Genomic DNA, 16868 nt, shown 5'->3' on the forward strand with positions numbered 1-16868 from the left:
CAAATAAGGGAGATCGTTCGATCTCCCTTATCCAAACAATGAAAAGGCGGTGAAAGCTGTTTGTTTGCTTATTGTATGAAGCGAGCAGGAATGCTCATTCCAGTACTGATCGGAATGACCTTAGTTGTATTTTCTATTATTCGGTTTATCCCTGGAAATCCGGCGCAGGTCATCTTAGGACAGCGGGCAACGAAAGAAGCAGTAGAGCAATTGACGATTCAGCTTGGTTTAGACCAGCCGTGGTACGTACAATATGGTCACTACATGCTGGGGCTTTTAAAAGGCGATCTAGGGACTTCCATACGAACAGGAGCGGCTATTGCCCAGGAAATGAAGCCTTACTTATTCGCTACATTAGAATTGACTTTCTTCGCTATGTTGCTGGCGATTATTGTCGGTGTGAATGCCGGAATCATTAGTGCTTGGTTTAAACATTCTTTCTTTGATTATGTGGCCATGTTTATTGCTCTCATTGGGGTGTCCATGCCGATTTTCTGGTTAGGCTTAATGGGACAGTGGCTATTCTCGATTGAATTAGGTATTTTGCCGACTACAGGACGAGAAAACGTAAGAAATCCGGTAGAGTCGATCACCTATATCCATACGCTGGACACGATTTTGCAAGGACGATTTGATCAATTCTTTGACAGCATCAAGCATTTAATTTTACCAAGTACCGCTCTCGCAACGATTCCTGCTGCGATTATTGCAAGGATTACGAGGGCAAGTATGCTAGAAGTTCTTCATTCAGATTTTATTCGAACAGCAAAAGCAAAAGGGGTACGTTCATTTTTCATCATTTATCAGCATGGGCTAAAAAATGCGCTCATTCCGATTTTAACGATTATTGGTCTTCAAACAGGTCTCTTGCTAGGCGGAGCTATTTTAACAGAAACGATCTTTGCTTGGCCGGGAATTGGGCGGTATATTTACGATGCCATTAGCTATCGTGATTATCCTGTCATTCAAACTGGCATTCTTGTTGTTGCGCTCATATTTGTGCTGATCAATTTCATTGTGGATATCTTGTATGCAGTCATTGATCCGAGGATTAAATACTAGAGAAGGGAGAGTGACGACATGGAAGCGCAAAAAGAGCTTCAAGCACCTGAACAAAAGGAAGAACGCTCTCAATCACTGATTCTTGAATCGATGAAACTGTTCTTTCAGCACAAGCTAGCGGTCATTGGCACTGTGATTGTCTTTTTATTTCTGATTCTAGCAATCTTTGCACCGCTCATTGCTCCTTATGGAATCAACGAGCAGTCACTAGGCGAACGATTTAGTGCCCCTTCGGCTGCACATTGGTTTGGTACGGATGATTTCGGGAGAGACATATTTTCTAGAGTCGTGCATGGAGCTCGGATTTCATTATGGGTGGGTTTCTTCTCCGTTCTCGGGTCGGTTATTTTAGGGACATTGCTTGGATTGATGGCAGGTTACGGCGGCAGATTGCTGGATGCTGTCATCTCAAGACTATTTGATATTTTACTCGCTTTTCCTAGCATTCTATTAGCGATTGCGATCGTTTCCATCTTAGGCCCTTCCTTACAAAATGCCCTTATTGCCATAGCGATTATTAACGTCCCCACATTTGGCCGGCTCGTTCGTTCAAAGGTGCTGAGCATTAAGCAAGAAGAATACGTCTTAGCAGCAAAAGCAGTTGGGATGTCACACCGCCGTATTGTTCTTCGACACATTCTACCAAATAGTATGGTGCCGGTGATCGTTCAGGCGACGCTTGCGATTGGTACTGCCATTATTGAAGCGGCGGCTTTAGGATTTTTAGGATTAGGTGCACAAGCGCCAAGTCCAGAGTGGGGGAAAATGCTTGCAGATGCGAGACCTTATCTCGTACAAGCGCCATGGACTTTATTTTTCCCGGGGATTGCGATCATGCTGACGGTTCTTGGCTTTAACTTGATGGGAGATGGATTAAGAGACACCCTTGATCCTAAAATGAAGAAAATAAAATAAGACCGATTCCAAGAATCGGTCACAGCGTGTAGACAAACCCCGCATTCTTTGTCAGTCCTGCGTGCTGGTGCTCACGAATATGGCATTCGCTCCGTTCCAGTACTCGCCCTTCCTTGATTTCAAGGGTTTTCAACTACGCTGAAAAGAAGACAAAGGGCTAAAATAAAGATCATTTTAGCCCTTTGTCAAAAATGTAAGCCCGATTCTTAGAATCGGGCTTTTGTATTTAAGCTTCTTTTTCTTCTGTCTCAATCTCACTATCTTTTGGGTGATACGTTTGGAAGCTTGTAATCAAAGTATCTAGATGCTCCAATTCATCACGGTATTCAATAATACTCGACATCACATTCAGCATATTGTAATCCAGCAAGTCGTTTTCTTGATTTTGTTGATGCTGAATAAATGATTTCGTTAATGCTTCAAGACGAAGAGAGCATTCATTCTGAAAATCATCGTCCTGCGGTTTCATTTTTCCAACAAATTTCATTAAGGTACGTTCATGCCAATAAAGCAAATAATCAATCTCATCTGTTAAGCTCTCTCTGAAATGCTCTGGCATCAAATGAATTTCATTTTCTAACTTATGAAGCTTTTTCAGCAAGTACAGCGCTCGATTAGACGTCATGATTGCCTGTCTGAATAAAACAAGCTTTCTAGATTTGACATAAGTTGTTTTCTTTAAATAGCTTCGTTCTTCTTTGTATAACAAGTAAATGTGATCTAATTTGATCATACGTTCTTTTATTTGATCGATGTCATCCTTTAAAGTGGAATGATCAGTAGACTGTCTGGAGCTCAGACGGATCCATTTTAAAATCTCCTCCGTATTTTCCATAATGTGATGAACAAGCTTTGTTTCATACTTTGGCGGCAGGAAAATCAAATTCACTAAAAATGAAGAAAGTACGCCTAACACCACAGTTGCTGTTCGAATTAAGGCAAAGGAAAGGAAATGATCCCCTGCACTTTCTAAAATCGCGATGACGGTTACGAGTGCAATCGGAATCGTGTGTTCAATCTTCAGCTTTAAATTAATCGCAATGACCATGACGGCAGTTAAGCCGATGATGACTGGTCCTGTGCCAAAAAGCAGACCGAACGTAATGGCAAGTGCTGCTCCAATAATATTGGCTTGCACTTGATCAACAATCGTTAAAAATGATCGATAAATAGATGGCTGGATAGCAAATACAGCTGCAATTCCCGCGAAGACGGGTGTCGGCAACCCAAGCCATGTTGCCAGGTAAAGCGCGAGTACAATGGCAATACCAGTTTTTAAAATACGGGCTCCAAGTTTCATTGGTTTTGTCCCTGCATTCCTTTCTTTTCGATAATAGATGACCACTTGTCATATATCATAAATATTTTGATGAAACAACTAAGTAATATACAGCGGTCTTCCGAAATATTCAAGTGATTTTTGAAAGTTCATGAAAACATCAAAAGAAGGTATTGAGAAAAAATGTAACAGATTCACTTGCTTTTGACAATCAAGAGCTGGTAAATAAAAAAACAGACGCATGAATTTACGTCTGTTTTTCTCTTCATTATGATTGTTTCAGCTGTTCAAACGCATGATCTACTGCTTTGAGCGTTTCAGAAATATCATTTTCAGTATGTGCAATGGTTAAGAACCAAGCTTCATATTTAGAAGGGGCGAGGTTAATACCTTGTGCGAGCATGAATTTAAAGAAACGGGCGAACATTTCACCATCCGTATTTTCAGCCTGCTCGTAGTTCACAATCGTTTCCTTTGTAAAATAAATGGTGAGAGCACCTTTTAAGCGATTCACTGTAATATCTACTTGATGTTTTTTTGCGTGGGCTAAAATTCCCTCTTCTAGCATGGCCCCGAGCTGATCAAGACGTTCGTAGACCCCGTCTTCTTTTAACACTTCCAAGCATGCAATACCAGAAAGGATGGAGGCGGGATTACCTGCCATCGTACCAGCTTGGTAGGCTGGTCCAAGCGGGGCGACTTGCTCCATAATTTCTTTTTTGCCGCCGTAAGCGCCGATTGGAAGACCGCCGCCGATAATTTTACCTAATGCAGTGAGGTCAGGTTTTACTTGAAGCAAGTCCTGTGCACCACCATACATAAAGCGGAAAGCTGTAATGACTTCATCATAGATGACTAGAGCCCCTTTTTCATGAGTCAGGTCATTAACCTGCTGCAGGAAACCGTCTTTAGGCTCTACGATGCCAAAGTTCCCGACAATTGGCTCGACAAGAACAGCTGCTACTTCATCACCCCAGCGGTCTAATGCTTCTTTGTAGCTGTCTATATCGTTGAATGGAACGGTAATGACTTCATTGGCAATACTTTTAGGCACGCCCGCTGAATCTGGTGTTCCTAAAGTGGAAGGTCCAGAGCCGGCCGCAACTAGCACAAGATCAGAATGGCCGTGGTAACATCCGGCAAACTTAATGATCTTTGTTCTGCCTGTATAAGCGCGAGCGACACGGATTGTCGTCATCACAGCTTCTGTACCTGAATTGACAAAACGAACTTTGTCCAAAGCAGGCATCGCTTCCTTCAGCATCTTAGCAAAAGTGACTTCATGCTTCGTTGGTGTTCCGTAAAGGACACCCGTCTCGGCTGCTTTCGTGATGGCTTTTGTAATATGAGGATGAGCATGTCCCGTAATAATTGGACCGTATGCTGCTAAATAGTCGATATAACGGTTTCCGTCAACATCCCAAAAATAAGCGCCTTCGCCTTTTTCCATTGCAACAGGTGACCCGCCGCCCACTGCTTTATATGAACGAGATGGGCTGTTAACCCCTCCAACAATATGCTCCAGCGCCTCTTGATGTAATTTTTCTGATTCGGTGAATTTCATAAATAGCCTCCTATCTCAACGTATCACGTCGTCTATCATTATTTTAACATGCCGATGCAAGCGTCCTTAGTTGAATATCTTCTCGAAATTGGATAGGCTAATGAAAAAATAGGTTGGAGGGATTGTATCATGACAATCGAAGTGGGGCAGCAAGTACCTGATATTGAATTACTTGGTGATAATGGAGAGAAAGTAAAGCTCTCTGATTTTAAAGGGAAACACATTGTCCTTTATTTTTATCCAAAAGATATGACGCCAGGGTGTACAACGGAAGCTTGTGATTTCCGTGACCGCCATCAAAGCTTTGCCGAATTAGATGCTGTCATCATCGGCGTAAGCCCAGACGGTCAAGACAAGCACCAAAAGTTTAAAGAAAAACATGACTTACCTTTCCTGCTTCTTGTAGATGACGAACAAAAATTGTCTGAAGCTTTCGGTGTATGGAAGCTGAAAAAGAACTTTGGTAAGGAATACATGGGAATTGAACGCTCAACGTTTCTTATTAATAAAGAAGGAAAGCTTGTGAAAGAGTGGCGTAAAGTAAAGGTGAAAGATCATGTGGAAGAAGCGCTTGAGGAACTGAAAGCTCACGCTTAATATGTTGACGAGATGAGATCGGCAGTCGTGCCGGTCTTTTTTGTATAGAAGAATAGGTAAAAAAGAGGATTGTAATTGACAAAGTTTCGGCTCTGGGGGTACACTATTTATAAAGATTATAATATAAGAATATTTTTGAAAAGAGAGGTGCATGATGAAATGGCTGCTCACGAACTAAAAGATGCTTTAGACGCTCTAAAAGAAACCGGTGTTCGAATTACTCCGCAGCGCCATGCCATCTTGGAGTTTCTCGTAAATTCTATGACACACCCAACCGCGGACGATATATATAAGGCACTTGAAGGAAAATTTCCTAATATGAGTGTAGCAACGGTTTACAACAATTTACGAGTCTTCCGGGAATCTGGATTAGTAAAAGAATTAACGTATGGGGATTCCTCAAGCCGATTTGATTTTGCGACATCTGACCATTACCATGCGATTTGTGAAAATTGCGGAAAGATCGTTGACTTTCACTATCCTGGCCTTGATGAAGTAGAACAGCTTGCATCCCATGTGACAGGTTTTACAGTAAGTCATCATCGCTTGGAGATCTATGGCACTTGTCAAGAATGTGCAAAAAAAGAAAATCATTAATGAAAAAGCTGACCAGTTGAATGGTCAGCTTATTTTTATGACTTTTTTCGATTGTAGGATTCATCAAACTCTTTACCCTCTAATGCTGGATCAAGTGTAAGCGGTTCTCGGCAATGCATGCACATATCCACTCGTCCGAGCACCTTTGTTTCCTTCTCACAGCCTGGACAAATTACTCGTACAGCCTTTGTAGAAAGCATACCGATCCAAAAGTAAACGGCTGTACTCAATCCAATCGATAACACGCCGAGTAGCATAAAGAAGGTCGACAGCCAGACCGATTCCTTGAAGAACACACCGATATACATGATCAAAAAACCAACAAAAACCAAACTAAGTGCAAATGTTCTGATTTTATTAATCTTACTGGAGTATTTCGCCATCCCTAGTCCCCCTTATCTCCAATATAGCACATTTTACCTTTCTGTTTGAATTAGTTATAGAGTTTTGTGAATAAATTGCTTATAATGATTCAATGATCTTTTTTCATGTATTGAAGGAATTTTGATTCTATGAGGAGAAATACATAGCATTAGAGAAGAACCTTACACCCGAGTATTGGAGGAATCACTATGGAAAATCTTCTCCGTCCTATTTATCAAGAGAGAGCAAGTCATCCAGATACATTAGCTGTGATTATAGTAGAAAGAAGACATAAAGTATCTTCTGAGACGGATAACTTTGATGCAGCGCTTCTAGTCATCGTAAAGGATGCGGAAGAACCGTTATTTATTAAGCACTATGAATCCGGTCACCAAACAGCTTCTTTAAATGTTGTCACAGATGATCAGTTGAAGGAATGGATTACCTTAGGTACCAACAGACGGATTATTGATTGGATTTTAAACGGAAAAGTCCTGTTTGATCGAAATGAATATATTTTCAACTTGATTGATGAACTGAGTACGTTCCCGTTTTCTAACCGCAAGCTCAAAATTGGTTTAGAATATGGCAAGCTCATTCGCAGATATATAGAAGGAAAAGCATTTTTTGAATCAAATCAATTCCTCGATGCATATAATTCCATTGTGCATGCCCTGCATCATCTGGCGCGTATTGAAGTGATTGATAAAGGCTTCCACCCAGAAGTGACCGTTTGGAACCAAGTACGTCATATGGAGCCGGAAGTATATAAACTTTATTCAGAGCTGATTGAAAGCCACGAAAGTCTTCATAAGCGGTTAGAACTTTTATTCCTAGCGAATGATTTCTTGATCCATTCAAAAGCAGAAATTGGTGCGGCTCATTTGCGTCAAGTCATGGAACAGCAGGAAATTTGGCTGTTTGGCGAGCTTCTTGCACATCCTGATCTCAAGCATTTCACACCTGATCTTAGTGTGATGATTGATTTCTTTGTGGAAAAAGGAATTGTGCTAGTAGAGCCAATTGAGACGAAGGGGCAAAAAATCTATCACCGAGGATATTTTGTTAAAAAAGATATTGACGCATGAATATTATGATGGTATATTATTAAACGTCGCTAATGAGCAACCGAGTTGCTTTGAAAGAAAAGCGGACAAAAAGAAATTCAAAAAAACACTTGACGCACACGGTGCTCAAATGTTATATTAAGAAAGTCGCCTCTGAGCGACAATGAAGATGATCTTTGAAAACTAAACAAGACAAAACGTACCTGTTAATTCGAGTTTTTATAAAAAAATCCTATGATACATCATAGGTAGTCAGTCAAACGCTGACGAAAAACAAAACTTCGGTTTTGTACTTTTTCGGAGAGTTTGATCCTGGCTCAGGACGAACGCTGGCGGCGTGCCTAATACATGCAAGTCGAGCGGACAGAAGGGAGCTTGCTCCCGGATGTTAGCGGCGGACGGGTGAGTAACACGTGGGTAACCTGCCTGTAAGACTGGGATAACTCCGGGAAACCGGAGCTAATACCGGATAGTTCCTTGAACCGCATGGTTCAAGGATGAAAGACGGTTTCGGCTGTCACTTACAGATGGACCCGCGGCGCATTAGCTGGTTGGTGAGGTAACGGCTCACCAAGGCGACGATGCGTAGCCGACCTGAGAGGGTGATCGGCCACACTGGGACTGAGACACGGCCCAGACTCCTACGGGAGGCAGCAGTAGGGAATCTTCCGCAATGGACGAAAGTCTGACGGAGCAACGCCGCGTGAGTGATGAAGGTTTTCGGATCGTAAAGCTCTGTTGTTAGGGAAGAACAAGTGCAAGAGTAACTGCTTGCACCTTGACGGTACCTAACCAGAAAGCCACGGCTAACTACGTGCCAGCAGCCGCGGTAATACGTAGGTGGCAAGCGTTGTCCGGAATTATTGGGCGTAAAGGGCTCGCAGGCGGTTTCTTAAGTCTGATGTGAAAGCCCCCGGCTCAACCGGGGAGGGTCATTGGAAACTGGGAAACTTGAGTGCAGAAGAGGAGAGTGGAATTCCACGTGTAGCGGTGAAATGCGTAGAGATGTGGAGGAACACCAGTGGCGAAGGCGACTCTCTGGTCTGTAACTGACGCTGAGGAGCGAAAGCGTGGGGAGCGAACAGGATTAGATACCCTGGTAGTCCACGCCGTAAACGATGAGTGCTAAGTGTTAGGGGGTTTCCGCCCCTTAGTGCTGCAGCTAACGCATTAAGCACTCCGCCTGGGGAGTACGGTCGCAAGACTGAAACTCAAAGGAATTGACGGGGGCCCGCACAAGCGGTGGAGCATGTGGTTTAATTCGAAGCAACGCGAAGAACCTTACCAGGTCTTGACATCCTCTGACAACCCTAGAGATAGGGCTTTCCCTTCGGGGACAGAGTGACAGGTGGTGCATGGTTGTCGTCAGCTCGTGTCGTGAGATGTTGGGTTAAGTCCCGCAACGAGCGCAACCCTTGATCTTAGTTGCCAGCATTTAGTTGGGCACTCTAAGGTGACTGCCGGTGACAAACCGGAGGAAGGTGGGGATGACGTCAAATCATCATGCCCCTTATGACCTGGGCTACACACGTGCTACAATGGACAGAACAAAGGGCTGCGAGACCGCAAGGTTTAGCCAATCCCACAAATCTGTTCTCAGTTCGGATCGCAGTCTGCAACTCGACTGCGTGAAGCTGGAATCGCTAGTAATCGCGGATCAGCATGCCGCGGTGAATACGTTCCCGGGCCTTGTACACACCGCCCGTCACACCACGAGAGTTTGCAACACCCGAAGTCGGTGAGGTAACCTTTATGGAGCCAGCCGCCGAAGGTGGGGCAGATGATTGGGGTGAAGTCGTAACAAGGTAGCCGTATCGGAAGGTGCGGCTGGATCACCTCCTTTCTAAGGATATATGGAGCAGCGTACGTTTTTCGTCTTGTTTAGTTTTGAAGGATCATTCCTTCAAACATGTCTCTAGCGAGACAGGATTGTTCTTTGAAAACTAGATAACAATAAGTAATACATTCACATTGAATGCAATGCAAAGTTCATCACACATAGTGATTCTTTCTAAAGTAAGAAATGGTTAAGTTAGAAAGGGCGCACGGTGGATGCCTTGGCACTAGGAGCCGATGAAGGACGGGACGAACACCGATATGCTTCGGGGAGCTGTAAGCAAGCTTTGATCCGGAGATTTCCGAATGGGGAAACCCACTGCTCGTAATGGAGTAGTATCCATACTTGAATACATAGAGTATGAGAAGGCATACCCGGGGAACTGAAACATCTAAGTACCCGGAGGAAGAGAAAGCAAATGCGATTCCCTGAGTAGCGGCGAGCGAAACGGGAACAGCCCAAACCAAGAGGCTTGCCTCTTGGGGTTGTAGGACACTCTATACGGAGTTACAAAGGAACGATATAAGCGAAGAGGTCTGGAAAGGCCCGCCAAAGAAGGTAACAGCCCTGTAACTGAAATGTTGTTCTCTCCAGAGTGGATCCTGAGTACGGCGGAACACGTGAAATTCCGTCGGAATCCGGGAGGACCATCTCCCAAGGCTAAATACTCCCTAGTGACCGATAGTGAACCAGTACCGTGAGGGAAAGGTGAAAAGCACCCCGGAAGGGGAGTGAAATAGATCCTGAAACCGTGTGCCTACAAGTAGTCAGAGCCCGTTAACGGGTGATGGCGTGCCTTTTGTAGAATGAACCGGCGAGTTACGATCCCGTGCAAGGTTAAGCAGAAGATGCGGAGCCGCAGCGAAAGCGAGTCTGAATAGGGCGCATGAGTACGTGGTCGTAGACCCGAAACCAGGTGATCTACCCATGTCCAGGGTGAAGTTCAGGTAACACTGAATGGAGGCCCGAACCCACGCACGTTGAAAAGTGCGGGGATGAGGTGTGGGTAGGGGTGAAATGCCAATCGAACCTGGAGATAGCTGGTTCTCTCCGAAATAGCTTTAGGGCTAGCCTCAAGGTAAGAGTCTCGGAGGTAGAGCACTGATTGGACTAGGGGCCCCTACCGGGTTACCGAATTCAGTCAAACTCCGAATGCCGATGACTTATCCTTGGGAGTCAGACTGCGAGTGATAAGATCCGTAGTCGAAAGGGAAACAGCCCAGACCGCCAGCTAAGGTCCCAAAGTATACGTTAAGTGGAAAAGGATGTGGAGTTGCTTAGACAACCAGGATGTTGGCTTAGAAGCAGCCACCATTTAAAGAGTGCGTAATAGCTCACTGGTCGAGTGACTCTGCGCCGAAAATGTACCGGGGCTAAACGTATCACCGAAGCTGCGGACTGTTCTTACGAACAGTGGTAGGAGAGCGTTCTAAGTGCAGTGAAGTCAGACCGGAAGGACTGGTGGAGCGCTTAGAAGTGAGAATGCCGGTATGAGTAGCGAAAGACGGGTGAGAATCCCGTCCACCGAATGCCTAAGGTTTCCTGAGGAAGGCTCGTCCGCTCAGGGTTAGTCGGGACCTAAGCCGAGGCCGAAAGGCGTAGGCGATGGACAACAGGTTGATATTCCTGTACCACCTCCTCACCATTTGAGCAATGGGGGGACGCAGGAGGATAGGGTAAGCGCGGTATTGGATATCCGCGTCCAAGCAGTTAGGCTGGGAAATAGGCAAATCCGTTTCCCGTGAAGGCTGAGCTGTGATGGCGAGCGAAATTTAGTAGCGAAGTTCCTGATTCCACACTGCCAAGAAAAGCCTCTAGCGAGGTGAGAGGTGCCCGTACCGCAAACCGACACAGGTAGGCGAGGAGAGAATCCTAAGGTGATCGAGAGAACTCTCGTTAAGGAACTCGGCAAAATGACCCCGTAACTTCGGGAGAAGGGGTGCTTCTTAGGGTGTTAAAGCCCCGAGAAGCCGCAGTGAATAGGCCCAGGCGACTGTTTAGCAAAAACACAGGTCTCTGCGAAGCCGTAAGGCGAAGTATAGGGGCTGACGCCTGCCCGGTGCTGGAAGGTTAAGAGGAGCGCTTAGCGTAAGCGAAGGTGCGAATTGAAGCCCCAGTAAACGGCGGCCGTAACTATAACGGTCCTAAGGTAGCGAAATTCCTTGTCGGGTAAGTTCCGACCCGCACGAAAGGCGCAACGATCTGGGCACTGTCTCAACGAGAGACTCGGTGAAATTATAGTACCTGTGAAGATGCAGGTTACCCGCGACAGGACGGAAAGACCCCGTGGAGCTTTACTGCAGCCTGATATTGAATGTTGGTACAGCTTGTACAGGATAGGTAGGAGCCTTGGAAACCGGAGCGCTAGCTTCGGTGGAGGCATCGGTGGGATACTACCCTGGCTGTATTGACCTTCTAACCCGCTGCCCTTATCGGGCAGGGAGACAGTGTCAGGTGGGCAGTTTGACTGGGGCGGTCGCCTCCTAAAATGTAACGGAGGCGCCCAAAGGTTCCCTCAGAATGGTTGGAAATCATTCGCAGAGTGTAAAGGCACAAGGGAGCTTGACTGCGAGACCTACAAGTCGAGCAGGGACGAAAGTCGGGCTTAGTGATCCGGTGGTTCCGCATGGAAGGGCCATCGCTCAACGGATAAAAGCTACCCCGGGGATAACAGGCTTATCTCCCCCAAGAGTCCACATCGACGGGGAGGTTTGGCACCTCGATGTCGGCTCATCGCATCCTGGGGCTGTAGTCGGTCCCAAGGGTTGGGCTGTTCGCCCATTAAAGCGGTACGCGAGCTGGGTTCAGAACGTCGTGAGACAGTTCGGTCCCTATCCGTCGCGGGCGCAGGAAATTTGAGAGGAGCTGTCCTTAGTACGAGAGGACCGGGATGGACGCACCGCTGGTGTACCAGTTGTTCTGCCAAGGGCATCGCTGGGTAGCTATGTGCGGACGGGATAAGTGCTGAAAGCATCTAAGCATGAAGCCCCCCTCAAGATGAGATTTCCCATTCCGCAAGGAAGTAAGATCCCTGAAAGATGATCAGGTTGATAGGTCTGAGGTGGAAGCGTGGTGACACGTGGAGCTGACAGATACTAATAGATCGAGGACTTAACCTATATTCTAATGTGAAAAATGAACATTGTTATCTAGTTTTGAGAGAACATTTTTTGAAATATCTCTTGATTTATTTGTAATACATAGTATAATATCTTTTGTCACTAAATTGTCTGGTGATGATGGCGAAGAGGTCACACCCGTTCCCATACCGAACACGGAAGTTAAGCTCTTCAGCGCCGATGGTAGTTGGGGTTTTCCCCCTGTGAGAGTAGGACATCGCCAGGCTTTCTTCATTCCGCAGTAGCTCAGTGGTAGAGCTATCGGCTGTTAACCGATCGGTCGTAGGTTCGAATCCTACCTGCGGAGCCAATTTGGAGAGCTGTCCGAGTGGCCGAAGGAGCACGATTGGAAATCGTGTAGGCGGTAACCCCGTCTCAAGGGTTCGAATCCCTTGCTCTCCGCCACAATTTACATAATAAAGGGCCCGTTGGTCAAGCGGTTAAGACACCGCCCTTTCACGGCGGTAACACGGGTTCGAATCCCGTACGGGTCACCATTTTTATAGAAATACATACCAGCATTTTATTCGGAGGATTAGCTCAGCTGGGAGAGCATCTGCCTTACAAGCAGAGGGTCGGCGGTTCGAGCCCGTCATCCTCCACCATATCTTTTATATCGTCGCGGGGTGGAGCAGTTCGGTAGCTCGTCGGGCTCATAACCCGAAGGTCGCAGGTTCAAATCCTGCCCCCGCAACCAAATTTATCTTTATTGGTCCGGTAGTTCAGTTGGTTAGAATGCCTGCCTGTCACGCAGGAGGTCGCGGGTTCGAGTCCCGTCCGGACCGCCATTTTTTAAAAAGAATACTTGGCTCGGTAGCTCAGTTGGTAGAGCAACGGACTGAAAATCCGTGTGTCGGCGGTTCGATTCCGTCCCGAGCCACCACTATTTGCCGGTGTAGCTCAATTGGTAGAGCAACTGACTTGTAATCAGTAGGTTGGGGGTTCAAGTCCTCTTGCCGGCACTGTTTTTCAAATGTGGAGGGGTAGCGAAGTGGCTAAACGCGGCGGACTGTAAATCCGCTCCCTCCGGGTTCGGCGGTTCGAATCCGCCCCCCTCCACCATTTTTATTTTCATAGGGGCATAGTTTAACGGTAGAACAGAGGTCTCCAAAACCTCCGGTGTGGGTTCGATTCCTACTGCCCCTGCCAATTATATGATTCATTACATCTATGGCGGTTGTGGCGAAGTGGTTAACGCACCAGATTGTGGCTCTGGCACTCGTGGGTTCGATTCCCATCAATCGCCCCATTTTATTATTGGGCTATAGCCAAGCGGTAAGGCAACGGACTTTGACTCCGTCATGCGTTGGTTCGAATCCAGCTAGCCCAGTTGATATGCGGAAGTAGTTCAGTGGTAGAACACCACCTTGCCAAGGTGGGGGTCGCGGGTTCGAATCCCGTCTTCCGCTCCAATTATGGCGGCATAGCCAAGTGGTAAGGCAGAGGTCTGCAAAACCTTTATCCCCGGTTCAAATCCGGGTGTCGCCTTTTTGAAAAGACTGTCGGGGTGGTGGAATTGGCAGACACACAGGACTTAAAATCCTGCGGTAGGTGACTACCGTGCCGGTTCAAGTCCGGCCCTCGGCACCATTTTTTATTATTATAAGTTGCGCTCTTAAATGATCATGCCGGTGTGGCGGAATTGGCAGACGCGCACGACTCAAAATCGTGTTCCTCACGGAGTGCCGGTTCGACCCCGGCCACCGGTATCTAGTTTTAGATATTCTTTATTATCGTCAATTACAGAAGAATTAAAGAATATTAACGTTTAAAACGTCTTTCTACAGATTGTAGAGAGGCGTTTTTTATTTGTTTTTAGCTAGTTTTTCACATGACAAAATTACTTCAAATGGTGAAAAAACGGTTTTTGCTGAGGGCCATTCTAAGGAGATTGACTTTTACTTTATTGATGGTTACCTTATGATTAAACTAAAGGGGCAGGACAATTGAAGATGGATTGGATCAATTGTACATAGGAGGTGTTGTAATGATTACGGTTAAAAATGCTGAAAGTTATCTTAAAGATAGCATCGGTGAAGAGACCGATGAGATAAAAAAGGTTTGGGAAACATTTAAGGCTTTTTCAAAGGAGACTGTTGAGGGCGAAGAAGATAAAGAAATTTTATTTCAGTGTGGTGTCTATGATTTTACGGGAGAGGAACTATTTCATCTTGATTTTGTACGTCAGTTTACAATTTATGAAGAAGATGATTATTCTCACATGGAACAACTGCACTGTGAATTTTTATTTAAACCAACAAGCGAGTTAAAAAAGTTAAAGGTGGTAGAAGAATGGTCAATGGATTATGACGATATAGATCATTTTTTTAATCATATTGAAAGTATTCATGAGTTTAAAATTCCTTTGACTTTAAAGCCGATAAAATCAGCAATATATCAAGAAGAACTTTAATTCTTATTTCATTAACGGCTGCTTTACTTTAAGAGGGTATACCTTGCCTTTTTGGAATCATTTATCACGGAGTGTCGATTCGACTCCGGCCACCGGTATCTATTAAAAGTTTGGTTTTTACCGTGAACCCAACGTTTCACCCTCGTGGTGAAACGTTTTTTTGTGGTTTAAATGAGTTATTTAGATGAAAATAGAATCCTATTAGAAGAGAATGAGCATGTACTACTTTTAACAGAATAAACTTTTGATGATTTGCAACATTTGGTACGATACATTTAACCATATAAGGAAACAAAATGGAGTAGCGCATTCATAAAACAGTGAACTACCTTTGTGTAACTAAATGAATATTTGTGGGTACATACGCATCTTTAGCTGGCATCATCATTGTGACCCAGTTTGGGGGGGAATTTATGAAAAAACAAAATGATCATGAAGAGTTATTGACAGGTGGAAATGTCTCCAACGTATATCGTTCGGGAGATACGGTTCGCAGAGAGGTAAAGTCAGACAATATGAATATACAAAAGCTGCTAAAGCATTTAGAAAAAAAGAATTTCTCCTATGCTCCAAAGTTTTTAGGGGTTGATGAAAAAGGTAGAGAGATCTTGTCCTTCATTGAAGGTGTAGCCGGTCATGATCCCTTAAAAGAATACATGTGCTCTCACAATGTTTTAAAAGAAATAGCGAGAATGCTTAGACAGTATCATGATGCTGTTAGTGATTTTCCCATTTCAGACGATTGGGAACGAATGGACAATACGCCTAACAACATAGAGGTTGTGTGCCATAATGATTTTGCGATGTACAATATTATTTTCAAAAATAAAAAGCCAGTGGGAATCATTGATTTTGATGTAGCTGCCCCTGGTCCAAAGCTTTGGGATATTGCATATACTCTCTATACTTGTGTCCCTCTCAGTAGGTTTTTTCGTACTGAAACAGGGGAGGTCGTAAATTATCATTCATTAGAGCATGCAGCCCATATAAAGTATAGAGTCAAACAGTTTTTTGAAGCTTATGGTGAGGAAATACCAGAAGATTATGTGGACATGGTGTTGCTGCGTTTAGAAGGTTTATGTCAATACATGAAGCGAAAAGCGAATGAAGGGGATAGAGCCTTTCAAAAAATGATTCATGAGGGGCACCTTGAGCATTATCAAATAGACATACAATTCATTCATGAACACAGAAAAGAATGGATTTGAGGATGCCAAGGGTTTTATAAAAAAAGGACAACTTATCTTTTTACTAGTTTCTTGTGGATGTTACAATTGGTTATAATAGTTCAATAGAATGAATGTAAAGAGGCGGAGTTGTTATCTTGCAAACGAAGACGATATTACAGACTATGATTGAAGATGAGCGATCACATGATTATCCGCTTTTTAGACAGTACTGTGTAAGGAAAGAACAGGGTCTGCGTAAAGATGCGTTAAAGGTTCTTCAGTCTTTTGTTGAAGAGATGAATAAGAACGAATTTACAGCACGGCGTTCATTTGTTGTTTGGCTGTTTGATTACATTGAACGTTTTGAGGATGGTCATCATTTGCTTGTGTATCCATTGGTACATGGGGTGATCCACCCTGTTCTTCGAGAGTGGGAAAATATTGATCCAACGGATGTGAGACCGTATCGCTGGCAAGGCTTGTTTGTGCATCAGGGGGAAGGGCTGCCCTATTTATTGAAGGCACTAGAGATGGGTCGCAGCAAAGAGCAGCGAGTGATTGTTCAAATTTGCGAAACCTATTTCTCGGCTTTGTGGTATTCGTTTCATCATATACATGAAGATCTTTATTTAAGCACCTATGAGAAAGATCATGAGCGAATTCAAGGGATTCAAGATGTCATGAAACTGATCGAAGATAAAAATGATCAAAGCAATGTTGAAAAACTAGCAGTCTACTATAACCAACTTTTATCGGACTGGAAGGAATTTCAGCAGACGGAGACAAGAGGCTTTGTGAAATGGTGTGCGGATCGTAAGAAGCCCTATGAGTGGGTACAGACATTTTACTATCACCAATAGTTGTTTTTCATAAGAAAAAGGCTGGG

At 44.6% G+C, this 16868-nt stretch carries 11 protein-coding genes, 16 tRNA genes and 3 rRNA genes; 27 read left to right on the top strand and 3 right to left on the bottom strand.

All coding sequences use genetic code 11. The features are described from left to right. The first annotated feature begins 60 nt into the window (after window positions 1-60). The gene (locus M2353_RS04345; RefSeq protein ID WP_017358852.1) at window positions 61-1062 is read left to right on the top strand and encodes an ABC transporter permease; all 1002 of its coding nucleotides are present in this window, start codon (window positions 61-63) and stop codon (window positions 1060-1062) included. 18 nt (window positions 1063-1080) lie between these two features. Continuing rightward, window positions 1081-1977, top strand: coding sequence for an ABC transporter permease (locus tag M2353_RS04350; protein WP_008341942.1), 897 nt, complete (start codon window positions 1081-1083; stop codon window positions 1975-1977). Between the two features lie 226 nt (window positions 1978-2203). Here M2353_RS04350 and M2353_RS04355 read toward each other — a convergent pair whose 3' ends face one another. Together M2353_RS04355 and M2353_RS04360 are read right to left on the bottom strand one after the other, a co-directional pair. Beyond that, window positions 2204-3277, bottom strand: coding sequence for an FUSC family protein (locus M2353_RS04355; RefSeq protein WP_025206980.1), 1074 nt, complete (start codon window positions 3275-3277; stop codon window positions 2204-2206). A gap of 247 nt (window positions 3278-3524) precedes the next feature. Then, window positions 3525-4820 (bottom strand): glutamate-1-semialdehyde 2,1-aminomutase, encoded by a 1296-nt coding sequence (locus M2353_RS04360; RefSeq protein WP_008341922.1) that lies wholly within the window; start codon window positions 4818-4820, stop codon window positions 3525-3527. A 129-nt stretch (window positions 4821-4949) separates the two neighbouring features. On the opposite strand from M2353_RS04360, the gene bcp reads away from it, so the two are divergent. Beyond that, window positions 4950-5417, top strand: a complete 468-nt coding sequence (gene bcp / locus M2353_RS04365) for a thioredoxin-dependent thiol peroxidase (protein WP_007496746.1) — start codon at window positions 4950-4952, stop codon at window positions 5415-5417. Between the two features lie 159 nt (window positions 5418-5576). Next, entirely contained in the window at window positions 5577-6014 is a 438-nt protein-coding gene (gene perR / locus M2353_RS04370; protein ID WP_003217782.1) for a peroxide-responsive transcriptional repressor PerR, read from the top strand. Between the two features lie 35 nt (window positions 6015-6049). Here perR and M2353_RS04375 read toward each other — a convergent pair whose 3' ends face one another. Then, window positions 6050-6397, bottom strand: a complete 348-nt coding sequence (locus tag M2353_RS04375; RefSeq protein ID WP_017366887.1) for a YgzB family protein — start codon at window positions 6395-6397, stop codon at window positions 6050-6052. A 189-nt stretch (window positions 6398-6586) separates the two neighbouring features. On the opposite strand from M2353_RS04375, the gene M2353_RS04380 reads away from it, so the two are divergent. The 23 genes from M2353_RS04380 (at window position 6587) to M2353_RS04490 (ending at window position 16842) form a co-directional block, all read left to right on the top strand. Continuing rightward, the gene (locus M2353_RS04380) at window positions 6587-7465 is read left to right on the top strand and encodes a nucleotidyltransferase-like protein (RefSeq protein WP_073416003.1); all 879 of its coding nucleotides are present in this window, start codon (window positions 6587-6589) and stop codon (window positions 7463-7465) included. A 273-nt stretch (window positions 7466-7738) separates the two neighbouring features. Beyond that, window positions 7739-9287 (top strand): 16S ribosomal RNA (locus tag M2353_RS04385). 182 nt (window positions 9288-9469) lie between these two features. Beyond that, window positions 9470-12400 (top strand): 23S ribosomal RNA (locus M2353_RS04390). A 110-nt stretch (window positions 12401-12510) separates the two neighbouring features. Next, a 5S ribosomal RNA gene (gene rrf / locus M2353_RS04395) occupies window positions 12511-12626 on the top strand. Together the 16S, 23S and 5S rRNA genes with 16 tRNA genes alongside form the textbook arrangement of a ribosomal RNA operon. A 9-nt stretch (window positions 12627-12635) precedes the next feature. Then, window positions 12636-12710, top strand: a tRNA-Asn gene (locus tag M2353_RS04400). 4 nt (window positions 12711-12714) lie between these two features. Beyond that, window positions 12715-12805 (top strand) — tRNA-Ser (locus M2353_RS04405). A gap of 17 nt (window positions 12806-12822) precedes the next feature. Then, window positions 12823-12897 (top strand) — tRNA-Glu (locus M2353_RS04410). Window positions 12898-12929: 32 nt separating this feature from the next. After that, window positions 12930-13005: transfer RNA gene (locus tag M2353_RS04415), tRNA-Val, on the top strand. Between the two features lie 15 nt (window positions 13006-13020). Beyond that, a tRNA-Met gene (locus M2353_RS04420) sits at window positions 13021-13097 on the top strand. Window positions 13098-13111: 14 nt separating this feature from the next. Further along, a tRNA-Asp gene (locus tag M2353_RS04425) sits at window positions 13112-13188 on the top strand. Window positions 13189-13207: 19 nt separating this feature from the next. Beyond that, window positions 13208-13283 (top strand) — tRNA-Phe (locus tag M2353_RS04430). 6 nt (window positions 13284-13289) lie between these two features. Continuing rightward, window positions 13290-13362: transfer RNA gene (locus M2353_RS04435), tRNA-Thr, on the top strand. A gap of 15 nt (window positions 13363-13377) precedes the next feature. Further along, window positions 13378-13462: transfer RNA gene (locus M2353_RS04440), tRNA-Tyr, on the top strand. A 13-nt stretch (window positions 13463-13475) separates the two neighbouring features. Further along, window positions 13476-13549, top strand: a tRNA-Trp gene (locus tag M2353_RS04445). A 24-nt stretch (window positions 13550-13573) separates the two neighbouring features. Beyond that, window positions 13574-13649, top strand: a tRNA-His gene (locus M2353_RS04450). A gap of 9 nt (window positions 13650-13658) precedes the next feature. Next, a tRNA-Gln gene (locus M2353_RS04455) sits at window positions 13659-13730 on the top strand. 7 nt (window positions 13731-13737) lie between these two features. Further along, window positions 13738-13812: transfer RNA gene (locus tag M2353_RS04460), tRNA-Gly, on the top strand. A gap of 5 nt (window positions 13813-13817) precedes the next feature. Next, window positions 13818-13888: transfer RNA gene (locus M2353_RS04465), tRNA-Cys, on the top strand. A 13-nt stretch (window positions 13889-13901) separates the two neighbouring features. Beyond that, window positions 13902-13990, top strand: a tRNA-Leu gene (locus tag M2353_RS04470). Window positions 13991-14027: 37 nt separating this feature from the next. Beyond that, window positions 14028-14109, top strand: a tRNA-Leu gene (locus M2353_RS04475). A gap of 278 nt (window positions 14110-14387) precedes the next feature. Then, the gene (locus M2353_RS04480; RefSeq protein WP_048001794.1) at window positions 14388-14813 is read left to right on the top strand and encodes a hypothetical protein; all 426 of its coding nucleotides are present in this window, start codon (window positions 14388-14390) and stop codon (window positions 14811-14813) included. Window positions 14814-15226: 413 nt separating this feature from the next. Beyond that, window positions 15227-16021: a phosphotransferase gene (locus tag M2353_RS04485; RefSeq protein ID WP_284725023.1), complete on the top strand. Its 795-nt coding sequence runs from the start codon at window positions 15227-15229 to the stop codon at window positions 16019-16021. A 116-nt stretch (window positions 16022-16137) separates the two neighbouring features. Further along, on the top strand, window positions 16138-16842 hold the full coding sequence (locus M2353_RS04490; protein WP_284725024.1) for a hypothetical protein: 705 nt from the start codon (window positions 16138-16140) through the stop codon (window positions 16840-16842). Window positions 16843-16868 lie beyond the last annotated feature (26 nt).

It is taken from the genome of Bacillus aerius (assembly GCF_029894105.1).
Taxonomy (GTDB): Bacteria; Bacillota; Bacilli; order Bacillales; family Bacillaceae; genus Bacillus; species Bacillus altitudinis.